We start from the raw sequence: 20,825 nt of genomic DNA on the forward strand, positions 1-20,825 counted from the left end.
CGTGACCGACCTGGTGACGTTGGCCGAGCTGGGCGGGCCGCTCGCTGCGATAGGCGGCGCGGCCTACGCCCGGCACGCCCACCCGGCGGCGTACTGGTCCACGGTCGGGCTGCCGGTCTCGGTGGTCCGGCTGATGGCCTCGTACTCCTCGACCATGGACGCGTGCGGCCTGACGGTCGCGCCGTCCCGGCTGCGGGTACTGGCTGTCAAGGCCACGACTCGCCGTGAGGTCCGGCCCGTGCCTCCGCGTCGGGGCATGATCCGGCCCACCACGACCGGTCTGCGGCTTCGGCTGCGGTTGGCTCCGGGCCAGGAACCTGCGGACGTGGCTGCCTCGGCTGAACGGCTTCGGCATGCCTGGGGCGTTCACGCCGTGTACGTGCGGGACGTGAAGCCCGGGGTCGTGGAACTGCGGCTCGTCGGCTTCGACGTACTGCGCAAGGTGCGGATGCCTCGCCGGATCGACGGCGGGTTGCTACGGGTGCCGGTGGCGTTGCGGCAGGACGCGACCGCGTTCGTACGGGACTACCGGGCCGTACCTCATGAACTGGTCCTCGGCGCCACGCTGTCGGGCAAGTCCATGTTCCTGCGCAACCTCCTGACCGGGCTGGCGGCTCAGCCGGTGGTCCTGGTCGGCATCGACTGTAAGCGCGGTGTTGAGCTGGCGCCGTTCGCCGCCCGGCTCTCCGCGCTGGCGACCGACCCGGAGCAATCGGCCGAGCTGCTGCCCGTGCTCGTGAAGGAAATGGAGGACCGCTACGACCTGATCAAGGCCCGGCAGGGCATCGCCCCTGGGACCCCGGACGAGTCGATTACGTCGGACATCTGGGGTCTGCCCGAGGGCGAACGCCCGGCTCCCATCGTGCTGTTCATCGACGAGGTGGCCGAACTCTTCCTCATCGCCACGCGGAAGGAGGAGGAACGGCGGGACGAGATGGTCACTCAGCTGATCCGGCTCGCTCAGCTCGGTCGCGCCGCCGGTATCTACCTGGAGGTCTGCGGACAGCGGTTCGGCGCCGAGCTTGGCAAGGGAGCGACCATGCTCCGTGCTCAGCTCTCCGGCCGGGTCTGCCACCGCGTCAACGACGAAGCCTCCGCCAAGATGGCGCTCGGCGACATCGCCCCGGAAGCTGTCGGCGCTGCCTGCGCCATCGCTGCCGAGTTGCCCGGTCTGGCCGTCGTCGGCGACACCTCTGGCGGCTGGTCTCGCATCCGCACTCCGTACATGACCCTCGCCGACGCTGCGGCCACCTGTCGTGAGACGGCGCATCTCGCCCCCGACGTACCAGCGCTCGTGCCCTTCCGGCCGTACGTCCCGCCGGTCCCCGTGACGGTCGCCGAACCGGTGGCCACACCGCGCCCGGTCACCGACTAGGTGCATCCCACCCAACCGCCGGCGCGGCCATCCCGCGCCAACTCCCTACCCCTCCATGCCCGAAACGGACTCGGAAGGAGTCGCCCGTGCGTGCCTTGCCCGTCCGCCTCGACGCCGTACTCATCCAAGCGCTCATCGCCGCGGCGCTGTCCTTCGCCCACCTTCACGATCTGGCCTCGGCTGCCGGACAGGGCGGGTGGAAGGCGTGGGCCTATCCGGTCTCCGTCGACCTGCTGATGGTGGCGGCCTGGCATCGACTGCGCTCCGGCGAGGCGAAAGCGGCGGGGTGGTGCTGGTTCCTGGTTGCGCTCACCGCCTCGCTGGGCGCAAACGTCGCCACCGCCGGGCTGCTCGACCTGGACGACGTACCGGCCTGGCTCCGCATCCTCGTCGCCGGATGGCCCGCCGTCGCCTTCCTCGGCGGAACCCTGCTCGCCCACGGCGCCCCGTCGCCGACAGAGGGTCCGGCGGCGAAGGAACCAGAGTCCGCCCCGACCGCCACGGCACCCGAACTCCCCGCGGCGGCAACGGATCCCGCCCAACCCTCCACACCTCCGGTCCCGCCCGCGCTCGTCGCCCTGGCGCACAAGGTCGCCGACGAACACCGCGCCCGGACCGGAACCGCCATCGACACCCCGACGCTTCGCGCCCGCCTCGGCGTACCTGCACCGCTCGCCGAAGCCATCGCCGCTCAACTCACCTGACTCCGGAGGACTTTCACCTTGCGCCCGACCACGCTCCGCGCGCTCAAGCGCGCTGCCGAGCTGACCCGACAGAACCGCCTCACCGAAGCCGTGCTGATCGCCGAGCCCGTGATCCTCGCCGCCGACAGCTACGAGGGTGACGAGATCTTGCGCTGGCTGGCCGATCACGTCACCGATTTCACCGGCGAGACCCACGACGACCACAACGGCCACGACAACCCGAAGGAGTCCCCCTGATGACCGCCAACCGCCGCTTCCGCAACGTCGTCCGCATCGGCCCCGTCCAGGTTGCCACGTGCTACGACGGCCGGGGCCACGAGAAGCACACCGCCGCCTGCACGGCTCCGCGCTGTGGCTTCTCCACGGACTACGACAGCCGCGCCGCCGCCGAGCTGGCCGCCCGCACCCACCGCTGCCCCGCCTGACCGCCGAGGAGCTCCCGTGACCGTCTCACTGCCGCTCGTCTTCGTCCTGGGCGTCATCGCCTGGGCCGCGATCAAGTTCCTCGGCGTCCGCCTCTGGGTCGCCGCCGTGATCGCGCTGTTCGGCTTCTGGCTCTCCCACACGATCCTCGCCCCCGCCATCGAGTCCGGCACCCGCTCCGGGGTCGACGTCGTCAACGGCACCCACGACTGAGAGGAGTCCCGCCATGTTCCGCCCCAAGCTGCCCGACGCCCCGCCCCTGCCGACAACCGTCACCACTCACCAGCACCTTCAGGCTCCGGCCGCTCCATTTGCCGGCCGCCAGGTCGCCCCATACGTGGGCGTCGGAGCCGGCGCGGTCGCCGCCGTGGTCGTCGTCGGCGTCGTCCTCACCGCGCTCCTGGCGGCCGTCGCCATCACGGCCATCTCCGTCGCCATCTCCGCCGTGGTCCTGCGCTCGCTCGTCAACGGCGCCAACACGCGCTGACCGGCCGCCGGGGCGGCAACAACGCCGCCAAGCATCCCGCCGCCCCGGGGCCGCTCCTCCCAACCGCAGAAACAGCCGAAAGGAACCCCCATCATCACCCGGCAGACTCCGCCCCCGCTGGCGGAACTCTCCATGCTGGCCTCCCTCGGCACTCTGCCCGAGCTGGCCCGCCAACTGTCCGGCCTGGGCGGCTGCACCCGCCCCGTACGCCTCGACGGCCACCGCACCGAATACGAGATCAACAAGACAACCGGCGAGATCGGCCGCACCCTGCATCACCTGGACTCAGCGACCCTCCCGGCCGGTCATCTCCTCGTCCGCTGCAACAACCGTCGCGCAACCCGCTGTGCGGCCTGCGCGGAGACGTACCGCCGCGACACCTACCACCTGATCACCGCCGGACTCCGCGGCGGCAAAGGCACCCCCGAACAAGTCGGCACCCATCCGCGGGTGTTCGCGACCTTCACCGCTCCGGGCTTTGGGCCGGTACACAACCGCCCGTCCAGTGCTCGTGCCTGCCGTTGTGGCGCCCGGCACGACCAGGAGGACGCTGCTCTGGGCACACCCCTCGACTCCGATAGGTACGACTACGAAGCGTCCGTCCTCTGGAACGCCCATGCCGGGGCTCTGTGGCGCCGGTTTTCCATCTACCTGCGCCGTGAGGTCGCCAAGCGTGCCGGACTCACCCAACGCGCCTTCCGTGAGCACGCGCGCATCTCGTTCGCCAAGGTCGCCGAGTACCAGAAGCGCGGTGCCGTCCACTTCCACGCGGTTATCCGCCTCGACGGCCCCGAGGGCGGCGACACTGCACCGCCTGCCTGGGCCACCGCCGAGTTGCTCACCGACGCCATCGGAGCCGCCGCCCGCGCGGCACAAGTCGACGGCCCGGTCCTCGACGGCCGTGCCCACACCTTCACCTTCGGTCGTCAGCTCGACGTCCGACCGATCCGAACCGCCGACTTCGACGGCGGCCAGGAGCTGACCGAACGGGCCGTAGCCGCGTACATCGCCAAGTACGCCACCAAGGGTGCCGAGACAGCGACCGGAACCCTCGACCGACCGATCCGCTTCCTCGCCGAGCTGGCCCAAGCCAAGCTCACCGACCATGCCCGACGCATGATCCGCACCGCCTGGACCCTCGGCGCACGCCCCGAGCTGGCAGACCTCCGCCTCCGGGCCTGGGCTCACATGCTCGGCTTCCGCGGCCACTTCTCCACGAAGTCCCGCCGCTACTCGACCACCCTCGGTGCCCTCCGCACCGCCCGCGCCGACTGGCGTCGCGAGCAAGCCAACCCGGCACCGCAGAACACCGAGGAAACGACGCTCGTCCTCGCCCACTGGGTCTTCGCGGGAACCGGCCTCAGTGCCGGTGAGACCTGGCTCGCCGCATCCCTCGAACCCGCTCCCGGAACGGAAGGAGAACCGACCCAATGACCGAGCGCTACCTGTCCGTCGACCAGGTCGCCGAGCTGCTCGGTACGACCGTCCGCTTCCCTCGGCGCCTGATCGAGGAACGGCGCATCCGCTACGTGAAGGTTGGCCGGCACGTCCGTATCCCGGAGAGCGCGGTCGAGGAGTTCATCGCATCCCGCATGGTGCATCCGCTGAGGCGCCCCCGTGCCCGCTACAGGAGGGCTGCCTGATGGCCAACAGCAGAGGCCGACGAAGGCGGTTCGGGGCCATCAGGAAGCTGCCTTCCGGCCGTTACCAGGCGCGCTACCCGGGTCCTGACGGCGTGATGCGACCGGCCCCGGTCACCTTCGAAACGACGGCGGACGCTGACGACTGGCTTGCTGAAAAGCAGACGGAGATCCGGCGTGGTCAATGGCGGGACCCCGAAGCAGGCGCGGTGGGCTTCCGCGTCTACGCAGGGAAGTGGGTCGAGGAGCGGGAACTCGCGCCTCTCACTCAGGACCTCTACCGGTATCTCCTCGACAAGTACCTGTTGGGCAGCTTTGCCGAGTCCGACTTGGACGAGATCACCGCGCCACACGTCCGTGAGTGACGGACAGCCCAGCTGCGGGCCAACGGCGGCAAGACGATGACCGCCAAGGCGTACCGGCTACTCAAGGCCATCATGGAAACCGCCGTTGATGACGAACTGATCCAGCGCAACCCGTGCCGGATCAAGGGCGCTGGCAAGGAGAGGGCTGCTGAGCGGCGCATCGCCACCGTTGTCCAGGTCGACTCGCTCGCCGAAGCCATCGGCATGCGATGGCGGCTCATGGTCTACCTCGGCGCGTACGGTCCGATGCGGCCCGAGGAACTGGCTGGCCTCCGTCGTCGGGACGTCGACCTCGACCCCCTGCGGATCCGCGTTCGCCTCGCTGAGCCGGAGCGGATGAACGGACGACGCGTCCAGGGCGACACCAAGTCTGAGGCCGGAACCCGGACTGTGATCCTTCCCGCGTTCCTCCGCCGGGAGCTCCGGTGGCACCTGGAGTCGTACGCCCAGCCGGGTCCCGATGGGCTGCTCTTCGTCGGCGAGAAGGGTGCCCCCTTTCGCCGCAGCTCCTTCGGCCGAAAGTGGAGGAAGGCACGTGAGATCGTCGGCATGCCGGAGGGCTTCCGGTTCTACGATCTCCGGCACACCGGACACACGCTGTCCACGCGCTCGGGTGCCACGCTCAAGGACACGATGGTCCGGGCCGGGCAGTCCTCGGAGAAGGCCGCGCTGATCTATCAGCACTCCGACGACGAGCGACAGCAGGAAGTTGCTGCCGGACTCGACGCGACCGTCCGCAAGGCACGCCAGGAAGTGCAGCAAGCTGCGGCCGTGCCAGATGAAGACGCCCATGATCCAGACGATCAGCGTTCTGGCATGAATCTGGCACGCGGCGAGTGATCACAGCGGACAGCAAAAAGGCCCGGGTCGATGACCTGGGCCTTTGTCATGGAGCGGGTGACGAGAATCGAACTCGCACTCTCAGCTTGGGAAGCTGATGTTCTACCACTAAACTACACCCGCGTGAGACGCCGGAGATGTGCTGTTCGTACCGGTGTCGGAAACGCGAATTCACCATACCTCATGCCAGGCCCCCGGCGCTGAAGCCCGTGGGGCCTGTGGTCGTTTCGGGGGGTGGACCGGGCTGTGGGTGGCGGGAGTTGGGGCGTACGGTGGAGGAGCTGGAGAGGGGTCTGGCGGGATCGGAGCGCCGCTGGAAGGCCGTCCCTTTCATCCCGTAATGTGGCTTCCTCGTCAGTCAGACGCGGCTCTTGGGGAAGGGACTCTGAGGACTTGATGGAACGCAACACCGTCGTTCGTTGTGCCGAAGGGCACGTGTTCAGCACCGCATCGCTTCCGATGCAGCAGGCCGAGCGGCTCGGTCCGGGACGGCTCGTCCGTTGCCCCCGTTGCGCACGGCTTCGCAACGTCGTACCGGTGGAGTTGTTCGAGAAGCGCTAGCCGTCAGGTGCCGGGCAGCCGGCACCTGACATCCGGTACGCACGTGTGGAGCACCGGCAGGAACGCGCTGCCCGGCACCACCTCGCACCAACAGCAGTCACGCGGTACCGACCACCTTCACACCCTGCGGGCCCGCCACGATCACCGGATTGTGGCGGGCCCGCGCGCTCTGCGTATCCTCGGGGCGTGCTTCTCTCTGACAAGGACATCCGGGCCGAGATCGACGCCGGGCGTGTACGGATCGATCCCTACGACGAATCCATGGTGCAGCCCTCGAGCATCGACGTGCGGCTCGACCGCTACTTCCGGGTGTTCGAGAACCACCGTTACCCGCACATCGATCCGTCCGTCGAGCAGGCGGATCTCACGCGGCTCGTCGAGCCCGAGGGTGACGAGCCGTTCATCCTGCACCCCGGGGAGTTCGTCCTCGCCAGTACGTACGAGGTCATCAGCCTGCCCGACGACCTGGCGTCCCGGCTCGAGGGCAAGAGCTCGCTCGGGCGGCTCGGGCTCGTCACCCACTCCACCGCCGGGTTCATCGACCCCGGGTTCTCCGGGCACGTGACCCTTGAGCTGTCCAACCTCGCGACCCTCCCGATCAAGCTCTGGCCGGGCATGAAGATCGGGCAGCTGTGCATGTTCCAGCTCAGCTCGTCGGCCGAGTTCCCGTACGGCAGCGACCGGTACGGGTCCCGGTACCAGGGACAGCGCGGGCCGACGGCCTCGCGGTCCTTCCTCAATTTCCACCGGACCCAGGTGTGAGCGGCGCGGACGTGAGCGGCGGCGACATGAGTGACGTACGCGAGAACCTCACCTACGAGCGGTTCGGCACCGCCGTCCGCGAGCTCGCCCAGACCATCGCCGACGACGGGTACGAGCCCGACATCGTGCTCAGCATCGCCCGCGGGGGTGTCTTCGTCGCGGGCGGGCTCGCCTACGCCCTCGACTGCAAGAACATCCACCTCGTGAACGTCGAGTTCTACACGGGGGTCGGGACCACGCTCGACATGCCGGTCATGCTGGCGCCCGTACCCGACACCATCGACTTCTCCGACAAGAAGGTGCTGATCACGGACGACGTGGCCGACACCGGCAAGACGCTCAAGCTGGTGCACGACTTCTGTGTCGGTGCCGTCGCCGAGGTCCGCAGCGCCGTGATCTACGAGAAGTCGCAGTCGCTGGTGAAGTGCGAGTACGTGTGGAAGCGCACCGACGAGTGGATCAACTTCCCGTGGAGTGTCGAACCGCCCGTCGTGAAGCGGGTCGGGCAGGTGCTCGACGCCTGAGCGGTCGGCCAGGCGTTCCGCTGGAGGGTTGGTGCTTCGGCTGCGGGGCGGTTGTGGCTGGGTGCGCAGTTCCCCGCGCCCCTTTGGGGCGCCGGTGCCTCGGCGCGGCGGTCGGGCCGTCACCGGCCGACCGCCGCGCCGGCCCTTCAGGAGGCCGTTCGTTCCACCGGGAGCCACAGCTCCGCGTCGGCCGTCGCGGCGTCCGGGGAGAGGCGGGTGCGCAGGATCTCGGGGCCCGGCCTGCTCTGGTAGGGGTTGGACGGGAACCACTGCGTGAACACGTCCCGCCACATGTGCTGCAGTGCCAGGGGGAACGGGCCGGAGCTCTCGAAGACGGCCCACGCCCCCGCCGGAACGACGAGCGCGTCCAGGTCCTCCGGGGCGGCGGCCCGGGTCACCACGCCGTGGTAGTAGTCGAGTTCGGTTCCCTCCGCCCGGCTCGGGTCGAGGTTGTCGCTCACCCCCAGGATTCCCGCCGGCTCCTGGTCGGAGAGCGAGCTGATCCGCGCGAGCGTGTCCTGGCCGAGGCCGCGGATGAACTCCACGATCGCCGGGTTCATCCCCTCGTGGACGAGAGGGACACGGACCTTCCTGCCCACCACCTGGAACTGTTCCTTCTCCACGATCCGGTATCGCATGCTGCTGTTCCCTTCGACGACGAGTCGGAAGGAGAGCCGGGGCTGCGAGCTCAGTGAGGCTCCGGTCCGCCGGGCCTCGCCGGGGCCCACACCGTGCACGGTGCGGAACGCCCGCGCGAACGCCTCGCCCGAGCCGTAGCCGTACCGCACCGCGATCTCCAGCAGCGTCCGCTCGCCGGCGAGCACCTCCGCGCCCGCCACGGTGAGCCGTCTGCGCCGGATGTACTCCGACAGCGGGAGCCCCGCCAGGGCGGAGAACAGCCGGCGGAAGTGGTACTCCGACGTCATCGCGATCCGTGCCAGCTCGGTGACCTCGATCCGCTGGTCGAGGCGCGACTCGATGTGCTCCAGGGCCTCGTTCAGTCGCTCCAGCAACTCGGTCTCCTTCCTTTGCGTCCTCCACGTTAGGAAGGTCGTACTGTGCCGGACCCGACATCTCCTGCCCGGTCCTGTCGGGTCGGAGACGGGCCGGGTCGGACCGGGCCGGGCCGGGCCAGGACCTCGTACCGGATTAAAGAAACGCTTGCGTTTCGTTCCGGGCCCTCGTAGCGTACCTGTACGAAACCGTTTCGTATCGATGGTCGAGGGGAGTCCGGTCGATGAGCGTCTCCCCGGTGGTCCTGGCCGTCGTCCTCTCCCTCGTCTCCGCGGTCTGCTACGCCTCGGCCGCCGTGGTCCAGGAGCGGACCGCCGCGGACACCGCGAGCCTGCGGGGCACGCTGGTCCGCGGTTCCTGGTGGGGGTCCGTCGCTCTCAACGGCACCGGCGCGCTGCTGCACGTGGTCGCTCTGCGGTACGGGCCGCTGACCCTCGTGCAGCCGCTCGGCGCGCTGAGCCTCGTGGTGGCGGTGCCCCTGGGCTCGCTGGTCACCCGCCGCCGGACCTCGGGCACCCAGTGGCGCGGAACGGCGTTCACCCTCGTCGGACTGACCGCGCTGCTGACCGCCACCGCGTCGGGCGGCGCTCCGGCCGACACGCTGGGGACCGGCGAGGTCCTGGTGGTGGCGTTCGCCGCAGCGGCCGCCGTCGCGGTGCTCGTCCGTTCCGCCTCGGGCCGCTCCGCCGCCCCGGGCGGGGGCCTCGCTCTCGCGGCGGCCTCCGGCATCGCCTCCGGGGCCGGTTCCACGCTGGCGCAGAAGCTCGCCCTCGGGCCCGAACCGACCTGGAGCGCGGCCGTGACGGCGGCCCTGACCGTGGCGTTCGCCGTGGCCGGAGTGCTGCTCTCCCAGAAGGCGTACCGCAGCGGTCTCGGCGGGCCCCTCGCCCTGCTCACCCTCGTCAACCCCGTCGCCGCGTCCGCCATCGGCGTGACCCTGCTCGGGGAGGGCGTCCAGTACGGGGGTACAGGTGTACTGCTGGCCCTCGCCGGTGCCGCGGCGGCCGTCCACGGAGTGGTCCTGCTCAGCCGGCCCCGGTCCCACGACGACCGCAGTCCCGCCCCGCTGCACCAGGGCCGCGCTCTCGCCGTTCCCGGCCGTGGCCCCGGCGCCGGCTTCGGCCCGGGCCCCGGCGGGTCCGTCGCCCGGTCCCGCGTACCGCACGGGGTGTCGGCGGCGGCGAAGGCGGGCGTCGTGCCGGGGCTGCGGCCCGCCGCCCGATTCAGCCCCGCGCCGTCCGCCTCCGGGCGGGGCCGCGCGGTCACGACCGACCTTCCCGGCATGAGCCGGGTCCTGTGAGACGGAGTACACGACCATGACCATGACCACTCTTCGGATTCCCGTCCGGGCGACCGTGCGCGCGGCGGGGCTGGTGGACGTGCCCGCCGTGGTGCGGCTGATCACCCAGCCCCGGGCCCAGAGCCCGTTCCCCGCCCCGGTCGCGGACGGTCCCGCGATGGACTGGGAACAGGCTCAGCGCGCCATGCGGCTGATGCTGGCCCACCACGCCCTGGAGGAGGGTGAGGTGTGGGTGGCCGAGCGGGACGACGGCATGCTCCTGGCGGCCGGCATCTGGCTGCCGCCCGGATCCGGTACCGAGCTGCCCGGCCCGCACCTCAGGAGCCTGCTCTCCCGTGAGCTCGACACCTGCCTGCCGGACCACGCCGTCCTGCCGTCGGTGCTGAAGGAGGCCGGGCCCGACGAGCCGCACTGGACGCTGCTCACCGTGTGCGCGCCGGACGACACGGAAGCCTGGGACCGCGCGGTGGTCGCCGACCTGCTGGCCCCGGGACTGCGGACCGTCGACGACCAGGGCGCCGCGGCCGTCGCGATCACGCTGTCCGCCCGCCACGGGGACCAGTTGCGGCCCCTCGGGTTCCGCCGGCCGCGCGAGGTCAGCGTCGCGCCGGGGGCGAGCGTATGGCTGACGACCCGTCACGCCCCCGGCCGAACGGCCGGCTGCCCCAACCCGGTGACCCAGATCCGGTGACCCAGATCCGGTGACCCGGTCCGGTGGGCGGGCGGTCGGGGGCCCTACAGGCAGACCACCGGGATTCGCTGGACCTCGTTGTTGCCGAAGCCGCCGCGGTTCCACGGCTGGGTGAGGGGCTGGGCCGAGCCCCCGGCGTCCGTGGCGCGGGCCGTCAGGACGTGGTGGCCGGGGGCCGCCGTCCAGGGCGCGTGCCAGTGACGCCAGGCCCACGGACCCCCGTCCGGCGGGGCGAGTTCGGCGGCCTCCCACGAGACACCGTCGTCCGTGCTGACCTCGACCTTCGTGACCGGCGCGCGGCCCGACCAGGCCCGGCCCTCCAGACGGACGGGGCCGGGGCGTACGACTCGGGTGCGGGACATGAAGTCCGGGAAGCCGGGCGGGATCATCAGCGCGCGCGGGGCGATGCGGGTGACCGGGTCGCCGGGTTCGTCGGGGGACTGGCGGAAGCGGTACGCCACCGCCTGCTGGAAGCCGGTGAAGGGGGTGTCGGTGAGCGCGATGTCGTGCAGCCACTTCACATGGGCCATGCCGTACCAGCCGGGGACCACCAGACGCAGCGGGTGGCCGTGCTGCGGTGGCAGCGGGGCGCCGTTCATCTCGTACGCCACCAGGACCTCCGGGTCGGCGGCGGTCGCGTCCGCGAGGGGCAGGCTGCGCCGGTAGTCCTGCTCGACGCCCCGTTCCACGCCGTGGTCGGCTCCCGTGAAGACCGCCTCGACGGCGTCCGGCTCCACTCCGGCCTCGGCGAGCAGCACCCGCAGGGGTACGCCGGTCCAGTCCGCCGTGCCGACCGCCTCGACCAGCCAGGGCTGGCTGACGGGGCGGGGGGTGAGCCGGGCCCGGCCGTTGCCCGCGCACTCCATCGTCACGCGGTGGGTGACCTGCGGGAGGGCGCGCAGAGCGGCCAGGTCCAGGGTCAGGGGCGTACGGACGCGGCCGTGCACCGCGAGGGTCCAGGTGCCGGCGTCGGTGGCCGGGATGTCGTAGTGGACGAGGACGTAGTGCAGGCCGGGCGGGGTCACGTCGTAGCGCAGGGCCTCCAGGGGCAGGCCGTGGTTGCGGGCCGCCAGGGCGAGTTCCTCGTGGCTGATCCCCTCGGCGGGGGCGGCCACGCGCGCGGGTGCGCTGACGGCGGCGGACGACCGCACCGGAAGCCGGCCCGCCGCACTGTCGCGCCCGTCCATGACGCCCGGTCCGTCCGTGGCGCCGCGTCCGTCCGTGGCACCACGTCCGTCCACGGCGTCGCGTCCGTCCATGGCTCCCATGGTGCTCCCGCCGGGCGGTCCGGGCACCTGCACGTTCCGTCCGCGATTGCCGGTCCTCGCGAGTGGCGGGATCCTGGGCGTGTACGTCTCGCTAGGAGAGCGATCACCATGGACGGCAGCGGCAGCGGCAGCGGCAACATGGACGCCACGACCCGGGAGGCGATGCGGAGCGCACTGCGCGGTCCGGTCATCACACCCGAGGGTGCGGAGTACGACGAGGCCCGCTCGGTCTACAACGCGATGATCGACCGGCGGCCCGCCGCGATCGTCCGGTGCGCCGATGCAGGGGACGTCATGGACGCGGTCGACTTCGTCCGCGACCACGGGCTCGAACTCGCCGTGCGCGGCGGCGGGCACAGCGGTCCCGGACTGTGTCTGGTCGACGACGGAGTCACCCTCGACCTGTCGCCGATTCGGGGCGTCCGGGTCGATCCCGTGGCGAGGACCGCGCAGGTCGGCGGCGGCTGCACGCTCGGCGACCTCGATCACGCGGGGCACGCCTTCGGTCTCGCCACTCCCACCGGGATCATGTCGACGACGGGCCTCGGCGGCCTGACGCTCGGCGGCGGACACGGTCACCTCACCCGCAAGTACGGGCTCACGATCGACAGCCTGCTCTCCGCGGACGTCGTCCTCGCCGACGGCGGGTTCGTCACCGTGAGCGAGACCGAGTTCCCGGACCTGTTCTGGGCGCTGCGCGGCGGGGGCGGGAACTTCGGCGCCGTCACCTCCCTCACCTATCGGCTGCACCCGGTGCACTCGGTGGGCGTCGGCATCACCGTGTGGCCGGTCGACCACACCCGTGAGGTGCTGCGCTGGTACCGGGATTTCCTGCCGCAGGCGTCCGAGGACCTGAACGGCTTCTTCGCCGTGCTCGCCGTGCCGCCCGGCCCGCCGTTCCCGGAGGACCTGCACGGGCACCGGATGTGCGCCGTCGTGTGGTGCTGGACCGGCGATCTGGCCCTGCTGGACGAGACGCTGGCGGTGGTGAACGACGCCGGGCGGCCCGCCTTCCACTTCACGACCCCGATGCCGTATCCCGCGCTGCAGGGCATGTTCGACGGGCTGATCCCCAAGGGCATGCAGTGGTACTGGCGGGGTGCCTTCTTCGACCGGATCACCGACGGGGCCGCCGACGTCCACCTCAAGTACGGCGAGAACCTGCCCACCGACCTGTCGACCATGCACCTCTACCCGGTCGACGGCGCCGCCGCCCGGGTCGGCCACGACGACACGGCGTGGAGCCACCGGGACGCCGTCTGGTCGGGCGTCGTCGGCGGCATCGACCCGGATCCCGACAACGCCGGGCTCATCAAGCAGTGGTGCGTCGACTACTGGGAGGAGCTGCAGCCGCACTCGATGGGCGGCTCGTACGTGAACTTCATCGGTGAGGACGAGGGTCAGGAGCGGGTCAGGTCCACCTACCGCGATCACTACGACCGGCTCGCGGCGGTCAAGCGGACCTACGACCCGCGCAACCTCTTCCACGCCAACCAGAACATCGAGCCGAAGCCCTGACCGGTCGGGCCGGAGCCCTGACCGGTCGGGCCCTGAGCCCCGGTCGGCGTGTGGGCTAGAACGTGCCCAGCTTGATGATCGACAGCAGTGCGGCGAGCTGGATCGCCGACGCTCCCAGGGCCTTCGGCCACGGCAGGTCGTGCGACTTGTGGACCATCAGCGTGAACAGCACGCCGGCCGCCACCCAGGTCGCCCAGCCCAGGATCTGCACGAACGGCGCGTCGCCGCCCGCGAACATCGCCACGACGAGCCGGGGCGCGTCCGTGAGCGACATGATCAGCATGGAGAGGCCGACCGTGGGCTGCCAGGCGCCGTCGCCGCCGAGCTGGCGGGCGAGGGTGTGGGTGACCACGCCCAGGATGAACGAGCTGAGGACGATCGCGACCGCGGTGGTCAGCACGATCGGTACGGCCGACGACAGCGTCGCGTTGATGACGTCCGAGCGGGCGCCGTCGAAGCCGAAGACGGCCAGCAGACCGTAGAGGAACGTCACGACGAGGGCCGGGCCCCACATCGTGTAGTCGCGCATCTGCAGGAAGGTCTGGTTCGGGCGCATGACGACGCCGCTCAGCAGTTCCTTCCAGTGCAGCCGCGGGCCCACCGGGGGCGGGGGTGTCTGGCCGGCGCGGTAGGTCCCGCCCTGGTTGTACGGGTCCTCGCCGACGGAGAACGCCGTCGTGTGCCCCGGTTGGTTGGCCGCGTACGGGTCAGGGCCCTGGGGGTGCTGACCGGGGTCGCCGAAGTACTCCGGCTCACCGTGTCCGTTCCCCTGGGGCCACTGCTGCGGTCCGTTGCCGCCGCCGTACGGGGGCTGCTGCGGGTAGGGCCCCGGCACGGGCGGATAGCCGTACGACGGGCCGCCCTGGGGGGCCTGCTGTCCGTACGGCTGCTGCCGCGGGTGTTGTTGCGGAGGCGCCTGCTGCGTGCGGTTGTCCCGGCCGCGTCCGATCCTGAATCCAGCCACGTAATCGAACGTACCTGGTCCCGCTGAGTGACGTGCCGGGCCCGGGGCATCGGACCCGGCTTTGCTGCCGACCTGTGACATCCCCTAAGGGGCCTGTCACGCGTTTCTCAGCGGCTGCTCAGGGTTTTGCCGTAGGTGAGCGCGCTCGACGGGGAGGGCAGACCCAGCTTGGCGGGGGTGACGGTGTAGGAGTCGTTGACGCTCGCGTGCGGGAGGACCCACACACCGCCGGACCTGGCGTTCTCGCCGGGGGAGCCGATCGCCGTGTCCGGTGCGCCGTCGTGATCGTAGTCGCCGGTCGCGACGGCGGCACCGAAGGCGTCGCCCGCCTCCGCGACGCCCGGGACGCGCGGGGTGTCCTGCTGGTATCCGACCCCGTGGCCCTCGCCGAACGCGTCGACCAGGCCGTCCTTCGTGCCGAGGAGCAGGGTCGCGGCACCCGCGCCGGCCCGGGTGCCGATCGCCTCGCCGGGGGCGCCCGCGATCACGTCGTCGCGGCCGTCCCCGTCGATGTCCGCGACGGCGAGGGCGGCACCGAAGCGGTCGCCGCTCTCGGCGACGCCCGGTACGCCGACCGTGTCCTGGTTGAGGGTCTGCTTGCGGAACCCGAAGGAGCCGTTCGGGCCGGCGCCGTAGTGGATGTGCAGGCCGCCGCCCTTCGCCAGTGCCTCAGGGCCGCACGGGTCGTCGATGTTCTCGTCGGCGATCTCTCGGCACTCGCCGAGGACCAGGTCGTCGTGGCCGTCGCCGTCGAAGTCGCCGGAGGCGAGGGCGGAGACACCGGCGTTGTCGGTGTTCCACACGTTGGCCAGGGCGTTCTCCGTCTTCTCCCAGGCCCAGATCCGTACGTGCGACTGGGTGAACGGGTCGGTCGTCCAGTACCCCACCGCCAGGTCCGCCGCGCCGTCGCCGGTGAAGTCGCCGGTGGTCAGGATCGGGGCGCGGCCGCCCATGGGGGCGGTGACGACGGTGGAGGAGAGGCCGTCGGCGGTGCGCAGGACGACCTTGTCCCTGCCGCCGGTCACGATGTCCCGGCTGCCGTCGCCGGTCAGGTCGGCCGCGGCGACCGACAGCCCGTACGCCGCCGAGGCCGCGGGGCCGGTGACGACGTTCGAGCCGGGGCCCGGGCCGCCCTTCGCGCCGCCCACGACGGAGACCAGGCCGGCGTCCGTGCCGCGGCCGGTGACGTCCTCCCCGGGGACGCCGACGAGCAGCTCCGCGATGCCGTCGCCGTTGAGGTCCTCCAGGACCACGGAGGCGCCGAACCGGTCGCCGGTCTCCGGGGTGCCGGGGAGCTCCGCGGTGGACTGGGAGATCCGGATGCCGCCGCGGGTGCCCACGCCCTTCGGGCCGCCCCACACGATGCTGACGTACCCGGCTCTGGCCTTGCCTCCGACGGCGCCGTCGGGCACTCCGACGGCCAGGTCCGGGTAGCCGTCGCCGTTGAAGTCGCTGGTGGAGGGGGAGAGTGGCGCGGCGGCCGCGGTGGGCGCGAGGGCCAGGGCCGTGGCGGCCGCGGTGGCCGCGACGGTGGTGGCGAGGACGTACGTCCGTATCTGCACGGGGACTCCAGGAGTTGGCCGGATCCTTGCGGTTCACCTGTGTGACATCTGGAGTACGGGCGGGGTTGTGTCACGACCGGAAGTCGGTGCCCACTTCGAGGTGCGCGAGTGTTGTACGAATCTGGCGAACCTGTGTGCGTTCAGGGGCGCGCCCCGACCGAGTCCTCGTCGGGGCGCGCCGGTGTCCAGGTCAGGGTGCGAGCACCGAGGCCCAGTTGGTGTAGTGCTCCTTGGGGAGACCCACCGCGTTGCCCATGACGCTGTACGAGTTCTTGGCGGCCGGGCCGCTCGCGGTGCCCTTGAACACCCAGATGCCGCCTGTGCTGTTGTTCTCGCCGGACGCGCCGATCACGAGGTCGGGCCTGCCGTCCTTGGTGAGATCCGCCAGGCGCACGGTCGAACCGAAGGTGTCGCCCTTCTCGGCGGCTCCCGGGACGGCGGCGGAGTCCTGGCTGATCGTGGTGGAACCGGCGCCCGTGGGCCCGCCCGCGCGGCCGGGGACGAGGATCACCGACCCGGCGTCCCGGACGGCACCGAGGTTCTCGCCGGGTACGCCCACCGCAATGTCGCCGAAGCCGTCGCCGTTGACGTCCGCGACGCTCACGTCGGAGCCGAAGGAGTCGTTGGACTCCGCGGCGCCCGGTACGCCCGGGGTGTCCTGGTGGATCAGGATCGGCTCGGCCGCCGGGTCGACACCGCGGGCTCCGCCCGGCCAGATCGCGATCTGGCCGCCCTTGTGACCGGTGCCCTCCTGCGGCGTCCCGTCGATGACCGTGTCGGAGGGGTCGCCGACGACCAGGTCGCCGTAGCCGTCGCCGTTCACGTCGCCGACGGCGACGTTGTCGCCGTCGGTGGACAGCGGAGGCTGCCGCGTCGACGGGGCCACGTACACACCCCCGGAGGGGTGGTCGGACAGGCCCACGCTGACGGCGATCTCCTCGGGGCGTCCGCTGCCGTCGAGATCGCCCAGGGCCGTGTCGTCGAGCGAGGGAGTGTCCGTCCCCAGGCTGTGGCCGGCCGGCTTGCCGGTCCGGGTGAACGGGCCGGTCATGCCGATGCTCGCGCACCAGCCCGCCACGGAGACCCGGGGGTGCCCGGGGGAGGCTTTCGGATTGACCGCCGAGACTCCGGTGCCGTACGAGCAGCCGCTGGTGTCCCCGTCCACGGACGGGCTCGGCGTCGGCAGGACGGCGCTGTTCTTCAGGCCCTGGGCGCCGCCCCACAGGACGGTGACGCTGCCACGCGTGCGCGCTCCGGTCACGTCCTCGTAGGGCGCGCCGACGAGCAGGTCCGCGTAGCCGTCGACGTCGAGGTCGGCGGAGGACACGGAGTGGCCGAAGGCGTCGTCCGCCTCCGCCGCGCCCTCGACTCCACTGCTGTTCTGGGAGATCAGCTGCTTCTGTCCCGTGCCGGGGCCGGACGCCGAGCCGAACAGGACGACGACGGCGCCTGCCCCCGACTTGCCCGAGACGGTGGCGTCCGGGGCGCCCACGACGAGGTCCCGGAATCCGTCCCCGTTGAAGTCGTCCGCGAATTTCGCCGGGGCGGCGAAGGCTTCGGGCGCCAGGGTCAGCGGGGTGACCCCCGTCGCCAGGACGGCGGTGAGGACCGCCATGGTGCGGATACGCATGTGACGTCCCGTCAGCCGGTCAGGGAGGCGCCGAACGCCCCGTACGTGTAGGGCAGTTCGAAGGCGCCCGGGCCGAAGCCGCGGTCGCCGTTCGGGGAGATGCCGGTGCCGTCGGAGAGCATCGCCGTGACCGCGCCGACGCCTTCGCCCTCGAAGGTCGCGGAGACCGTGTAGTCGGCCCTGCCGTCGGCCGTGACGTCCGCGAGGAGGACGTCGGAGCCGAAGTAGTCCATCGCCTCGGCGCTGCCGGGGACGCCGGAGGAGGCCTGGGAGAGGGTGCGGCCGCCGGTCTCCGAGACGCCGTCCGCCGAGCCCTGGAGGAGGACCGTGGAGCCGGTGTCCTCGATGGACTCGATGTCCTCGAAGATGACGCCGACGGCCAGTTCGCCGTAGCCGTCGCCGTTCACGTCGCCGATGGACAGGGCGCTGCCGAAACCGTCGTGCGCCTCGTCCGCGCCGGGCACGCCGGGGGAGTCCTGGGTCAGTTCGGCCATCGGCGCGTCGCCGTTGACCGGGCCGCCCGCCGAGCCGCGGACGACGGTCACCTTCCCGCCGAGGCTGCCGCTGTGGTCGTCCTCCTCGGTGAACACGTTGCCGAGGGCGATCTCGCCGTAGCCGTCGCCGTCGATGTCGCCGATGGCTATGGACGTGCCGCCGCCCAGGACGCGGGGCACGGACGTCTCCAGGCCCCCGGAGGTGCCGAGGTAGGCGACTCCCTTGGACCAGCTGTTGGGGCCGTCGCCGGTGAGCTCGGTACGGAACGTCAGGACGAGGTCGTCCTTCTTGTCGCCGTTGGTGTCCCCGGCCTTGATCGCGTCGACGCCGTACGGGGAGGTCTCGGGCAGGTTGATCCGCTGGGCGGCGCCCGTCGTGCCGGACCGGGTGAAGCCGCCCCTGACGACGTACGCGTGCGAGGCGGTGGTGCCCGAGGCCAGGTCGGCCCGGCCGTCGCCGTCGAAGTCGCCCGCGGTCAGGACGCGCCCGAACTCGTCGTGCGCGGAGACGGCCGGGTCCTTCACGGTCGTGCCGCCCGCGACGCCGCCCGACCCGCCCCACAGGACGGCCACCGTGCCGCCGTCGACGTCGCTGTCGACGTCCTCGCCGGACGCGCCGACCGCGAGGTCCGCGTACCCGTCGCCGTCGAAGTCGGCGACCGCGAGCGCCGAGCCGAACGTGTCCTCGGCCTCCGGGGTGCCGGGCACGCCGGCCGAACTCTGGTCGATCACCGTGCGGTTGGCGGGGTCCAGCCCGGTGGGGCCGCCGTAGACGACGGCCACGTAGCCGGCCATGCCCTGGTCGCCGACCTTGGCGTAGGGCGCGGCGAAGGCGACGTCGCCGTAGCCGTCGCCGTTGAAGTCGCCGCGCAGCCCGGAGGGGGCCGCGGAGGCGGAGGCCGGCAGGGCGACGAGCAGGCCGGTGGTCAGGGCGGTGGCGATGAGGAGGGTGCGCTTGCGCAAGGAAGGTCTCCGGGAGAGGGGGAAGCCGGGCCCGGCACTGTGGCGTGCGGGCCCGGCCCGGTGTCGAGGGAAGAGGGGAACGGGCAGGTCAGTCGGCGAAGTTGGCGCCGAGGACCGGGGTGCCCGAGGCGGAGATGCCGACGGTGGAGGTGTAGATGCCGGCGGCGGCGGACAGGGAGCCGTCGGCGCCGGAGCGCAGGGCGTACACGGCGCCGTTGTTGCCGTTCTCGCCGTCGGCGCCGATGATCACGTCGCCCCGGCCGTCGCCGTCCAGGTCGTCGACGTGCACGTCGGACCCGAAGCGGTCCTCGGCCTCGTTGGAGTTCGGCACACCCGCGGTGTTCTGGTCGAGGAACCTCGCACCCGCGCCCGTGATGCCGGAGCCGTCCGCGGCGCCGTACAGGACGGTCACCGCACCGGCGTCCACTACGCCGTCGAGGTCCTCGCCGCGCGAGCTGACGACTAGGTCGAGCCGGCCGTCGCCGTCGACGTCGCCGAGGTCCAGCTCGGAGCCGAACTGGTCGCCCGCCTCACCGCCGCCCGGGACGCCCGAGGTGTCCTGGTCGATGGTCTGCACGTCGCCCTGGGCCGGCCCGGAGGCGGAACCGTGGCCGATGAGTGCGGCGCCGCCCAGCTGCGCGCCGGCTATCTCGTCGTCCCAGGCGAGCCCGAACACGATGTCGTCGTAGCCGTCGCTGTCGGTGTCGCCGACGTCCGTGATGATGCCCGCGGGCAGCTTCTGGTAGTCGGGCGACCGGATGCCGTCCGCGGAGCCCGGGTACCAGAAGTTGGCGTTGTAGCCGTCCTCGGTGTCGGTCTCGTAGCCGTTGACGATCAGGTCCTCGACACCGTCGCCGTTGGCGTCCCCGGACTGCAGGAAGCGGATGCCCCAGCCGTCGCCGCTCTGTACGGCCACGGACACCGTGTAGTGGCCGCCGGTCGCGCCGGCGCGGGTGAAGCCGCCCCGGTGGATGTCGACGGTCGCGGAGGTGTACGTGCCGAGGGCCAGGTCGTCCTTGCCGTCGCCGTCGAAGTCGGCGGCCTCCAGCACACTGCCGAACCAGTCGTGCTTGGCGGCGCGGGGGTCCGCGACCGTCGTGCCGCCCTGGAGGCCCGCGGCGGAGCCCCACAGGACGGCGACGGTACCGCCGTCGACGTCGCTGCCGACGTCCTCGCCCTGGGCGCCGACCGCCACGTCGTCGTAGCCGTCGCCGTCGAAGTCGCCGTACGCCGTGTCGGTGCCGAAGAAGTCGTCCTTCTCGGCCGTGCCGGGGACGCCCGCGGTGTCCTGGGTGATGGTGGCGTGCTCGCCACCCCCGTACAGGACCGTGAGCGCTCCGGCGGCGGCCTGGCCGTTCACGTACGCGCCGGTGGCGGAGACGGCGACGTCGGCGAGCCCGTCGCCGTTGAAGTCGGCGTCCGCGGCGGCCACGGCGGCGGAGTCGGCGGCCGTCGCGGCGGACGCCGCGAAGGTGAGGAGGCCGCCCGTCAGAGCGGCGGCGGTCGCCGTCGCGAGGGTGAGCCGAAGGTGCTTGTGCATGCGGGATTCTCCTGCAGCATGCGGGGGCGCCGGCGGGCGCCCGCAGTCAATGGGGTGCGTACCGCCCGCATTTGCCCGGAGTTTCCCCGGGCTTCACGGGCGGTTGGCGATCAGGAGACCCGCAAGGAGTGACGAGGGTTGTACGTGAGATGGATTATTTTCTCCGGCGGTTCCCGGGACCGGAGGGGAGGACGGGAAGG

At 71.7% G+C, this 20,825-nt stretch carries 20 protein-coding genes, 1 tRNA gene and 1 pseudogene; 14 read left to right on the forward strand and 8 right to left on the reverse strand.

What is annotated here, in order from left to right; translation table 11 throughout:
* Position 1: 1 nt before the first annotated feature.
* From O1Q96_RS02660 to O1Q96_RS02700, 9 genes and pseudogenes are all read left to right on the forward strand, one after another.
* A complete protein-coding gene (locus tag O1Q96_RS02660; RefSeq protein WP_269246676.1) occupies positions 2-1,375 on the forward strand; it encodes an FtsK/SpoIIIE domain-containing protein in 1,374 nt (457 codons plus the stop codon).
* A gap of 86 nt (positions 1,376-1,461) precedes the next feature.
* Positions 1,462-2,079, forward strand: a complete 618-nt coding sequence (locus O1Q96_RS02665; RefSeq protein ID WP_269246677.1) for a DUF2637 domain-containing protein — start codon at positions 1,462-1,464, stop codon at positions 2,077-2,079.
* A gap of 18 nt (positions 2,080-2,097) precedes the next feature.
* On the forward strand, positions 2,098-2,316 hold the full coding sequence (locus tag O1Q96_RS02670) for an RING finger protein (RefSeq protein ID WP_269246678.1): 219 nt from the start codon (positions 2,098-2,100) through the stop codon (positions 2,314-2,316).
* On the forward strand, positions 2,316-2,504 hold the full coding sequence (locus O1Q96_RS02675) for a mobile element transfer protein (protein WP_269246679.1): 189 nt from the start codon (positions 2,316-2,318) through the stop codon (positions 2,502-2,504). Before O1Q96_RS02670 ends, O1Q96_RS02675 begins: the two co-directional genes overlap by 1 nt.
* Positions 2,505-2,520: 16 nt before the next feature.
* A complete protein-coding gene (locus O1Q96_RS02680; protein ID WP_269246680.1) occupies positions 2,521-2,715 on the forward strand; it encodes a hypothetical protein in 195 nt (64 codons plus the stop codon).
* Between the two features lie 13 nt (positions 2,716-2,728).
* Positions 2,729-2,989, forward strand: a complete 261-nt coding sequence (locus O1Q96_RS02685; RefSeq protein WP_269246681.1) for a SpdD protein — start codon at positions 2,729-2,731, stop codon at positions 2,987-2,989.
* 132 nt (positions 2,990-3,121) lie between these two features.
* The gene (locus O1Q96_RS02690) at positions 3,122-4,423 is read left to right on the forward strand and encodes a replication initiator (RefSeq protein ID WP_269246682.1); all 1,302 of its coding nucleotides are present in this window, start codon (positions 3,122-3,124) and stop codon (positions 4,421-4,423) included.
* The gene (locus O1Q96_RS02695) at positions 4,420-4,632 is read left to right on the forward strand and encodes an excisionase family DNA-binding protein (protein ID WP_269246683.1); all 213 of its coding nucleotides are present in this window, start codon (positions 4,420-4,422) and stop codon (positions 4,630-4,632) included. Before O1Q96_RS02690 ends, O1Q96_RS02695 begins: the two co-directional genes overlap by 4 nt.
* A pseudogene (locus O1Q96_RS02700) lies at positions 4,632-5,834 on the forward strand (tyrosine-type recombinase/integrase). The gene O1Q96_RS02695 and the pseudogene O1Q96_RS02700 overlap by 1 nt, the downstream one beginning before the upstream one ends.
* A 49-nt stretch (positions 5,835-5,883) precedes the next feature.
* Here O1Q96_RS02700 and O1Q96_RS02705 read toward each other — a convergent pair.
* Positions 5,884-5,957 (reverse strand) — tRNA-Gly (locus O1Q96_RS02705).
* 624 nt (positions 5,958-6,581) lie between these two features.
* Here O1Q96_RS02705 and dcd point away from each other — a divergent pair.
* Both dcd and O1Q96_RS02715 read left to right on the forward strand, forming a co-directional pair.
* Positions 6,582-7,157: a dCTP deaminase gene (dcd, locus tag O1Q96_RS02710; RefSeq protein ID WP_217454233.1), complete on the forward strand. Its 576-nt coding sequence runs from the start codon at positions 6,582-6,584 to the stop codon at positions 7,155-7,157.
* A gap of 26 nt (positions 7,158-7,183) precedes the next feature.
* Positions 7,184-7,681: a phosphoribosyltransferase gene (locus O1Q96_RS02715; RefSeq protein WP_217454272.1), complete on the forward strand. Its 498-nt coding sequence runs from the start codon at positions 7,184-7,186 to the stop codon at positions 7,679-7,681.
* A gap of 146 nt (positions 7,682-7,827) precedes the next feature.
* Here O1Q96_RS02715 and O1Q96_RS02720 read toward each other — a convergent pair whose 3' ends face one another.
* Entirely contained in the window at positions 7,828-8,694 is an 867-nt protein-coding gene (locus tag O1Q96_RS02720; protein WP_269246684.1) for an AraC family transcriptional regulator, read from the reverse strand.
* A gap of 224 nt (positions 8,695-8,918) precedes the next feature.
* Here O1Q96_RS02720 and O1Q96_RS02725 point away from each other — a divergent pair, with 224 nt between their 5' ends.
* Both O1Q96_RS02725 and O1Q96_RS02730 read left to right on the forward strand, forming a co-directional pair.
* Complete coding sequence (locus tag O1Q96_RS02725; RefSeq protein WP_269246685.1) at positions 8,919-9,995, forward strand: DMT family protein; 1,077 nt, start codon at positions 8,919-8,921, stop codon at positions 9,993-9,995.
* A 16-nt stretch (positions 9,996-10,011) separates the two neighbouring features.
* Positions 10,012-10,686, forward strand: a complete 675-nt coding sequence (locus O1Q96_RS02730; RefSeq protein ID WP_269246686.1) for a hypothetical protein — start codon at positions 10,012-10,014, stop codon at positions 10,684-10,686.
* Between the two features lie 44 nt (positions 10,687-10,730).
* Here O1Q96_RS02730 and O1Q96_RS02735 read toward each other — a convergent pair whose 3' ends face one another.
* Complete coding sequence (locus tag O1Q96_RS02735) at positions 10,731-11,873, reverse strand: sulfite oxidase (protein WP_269253443.1); 1,143 nt, start codon at positions 11,871-11,873, stop codon at positions 10,731-10,733.
* A gap of 219 nt (positions 11,874-12,092) precedes the next feature.
* Here O1Q96_RS02735 and O1Q96_RS02740 point away from each other — a divergent pair, with 219 nt between their 5' ends.
* On the forward strand, positions 12,093-13,472 hold the full coding sequence (locus O1Q96_RS02740) for an FAD-binding oxidoreductase (RefSeq protein ID WP_269253444.1): 1,380 nt from the start codon (positions 12,093-12,095) through the stop codon (positions 13,470-13,472).
* 55 nt (positions 13,473-13,527) lie between these two features.
* On the opposite strand, the gene O1Q96_RS02745 is transcribed toward O1Q96_RS02740, so the two are convergent.
* The 5 genes from O1Q96_RS02745 to O1Q96_RS02765 form a co-directional block, all read right to left on the reverse strand.
* On the reverse strand, positions 13,528-14,517 hold the full coding sequence (locus O1Q96_RS02745) for a Yip1 family protein (RefSeq protein ID WP_269246687.1): 990 nt from the start codon (positions 14,515-14,517) through the stop codon (positions 13,528-13,530).
* A gap of 26 nt (positions 14,518-14,543) precedes the next feature.
* Positions 14,544-15,998, reverse strand: coding sequence for an FG-GAP and VCBS repeat-containing protein (locus O1Q96_RS02750; protein ID WP_269246688.1), 1,455 nt, complete (start codon positions 15,996-15,998; stop codon positions 14,544-14,546).
* Between the two features lie 190 nt (positions 15,999-16,188).
* Entirely contained in the window at positions 16,189-17,628 is a 1,440-nt protein-coding gene (locus O1Q96_RS02755; protein WP_269246689.1) for an FG-GAP-like repeat-containing protein, read from the reverse strand.
* An 11-nt stretch (positions 17,629-17,639) separates the two neighbouring features.
* Entirely contained in the window at positions 17,640-19,085 is a 1,446-nt protein-coding gene (locus O1Q96_RS02760; protein ID WP_269246690.1) for an FG-GAP repeat protein, read from the reverse strand.
* Positions 19,086-19,173: 88 nt separating this feature from the next.
* On the reverse strand, positions 19,174-20,625 hold the full coding sequence (locus O1Q96_RS02765) for an FG-GAP repeat domain-containing protein (protein WP_269246691.1): 1,452 nt from the start codon (positions 20,623-20,625) through the stop codon (positions 19,174-19,176).
* Between the last annotated feature and the right edge of the window lie 200 nt (positions 20,626-20,825).

This window comes from Streptomyces aurantiacus (assembly GCF_027107535.1).
Lineage (GTDB): Bacteria > Actinomycetota > Actinomycetes > Streptomycetales > Streptomycetaceae > Streptomyces.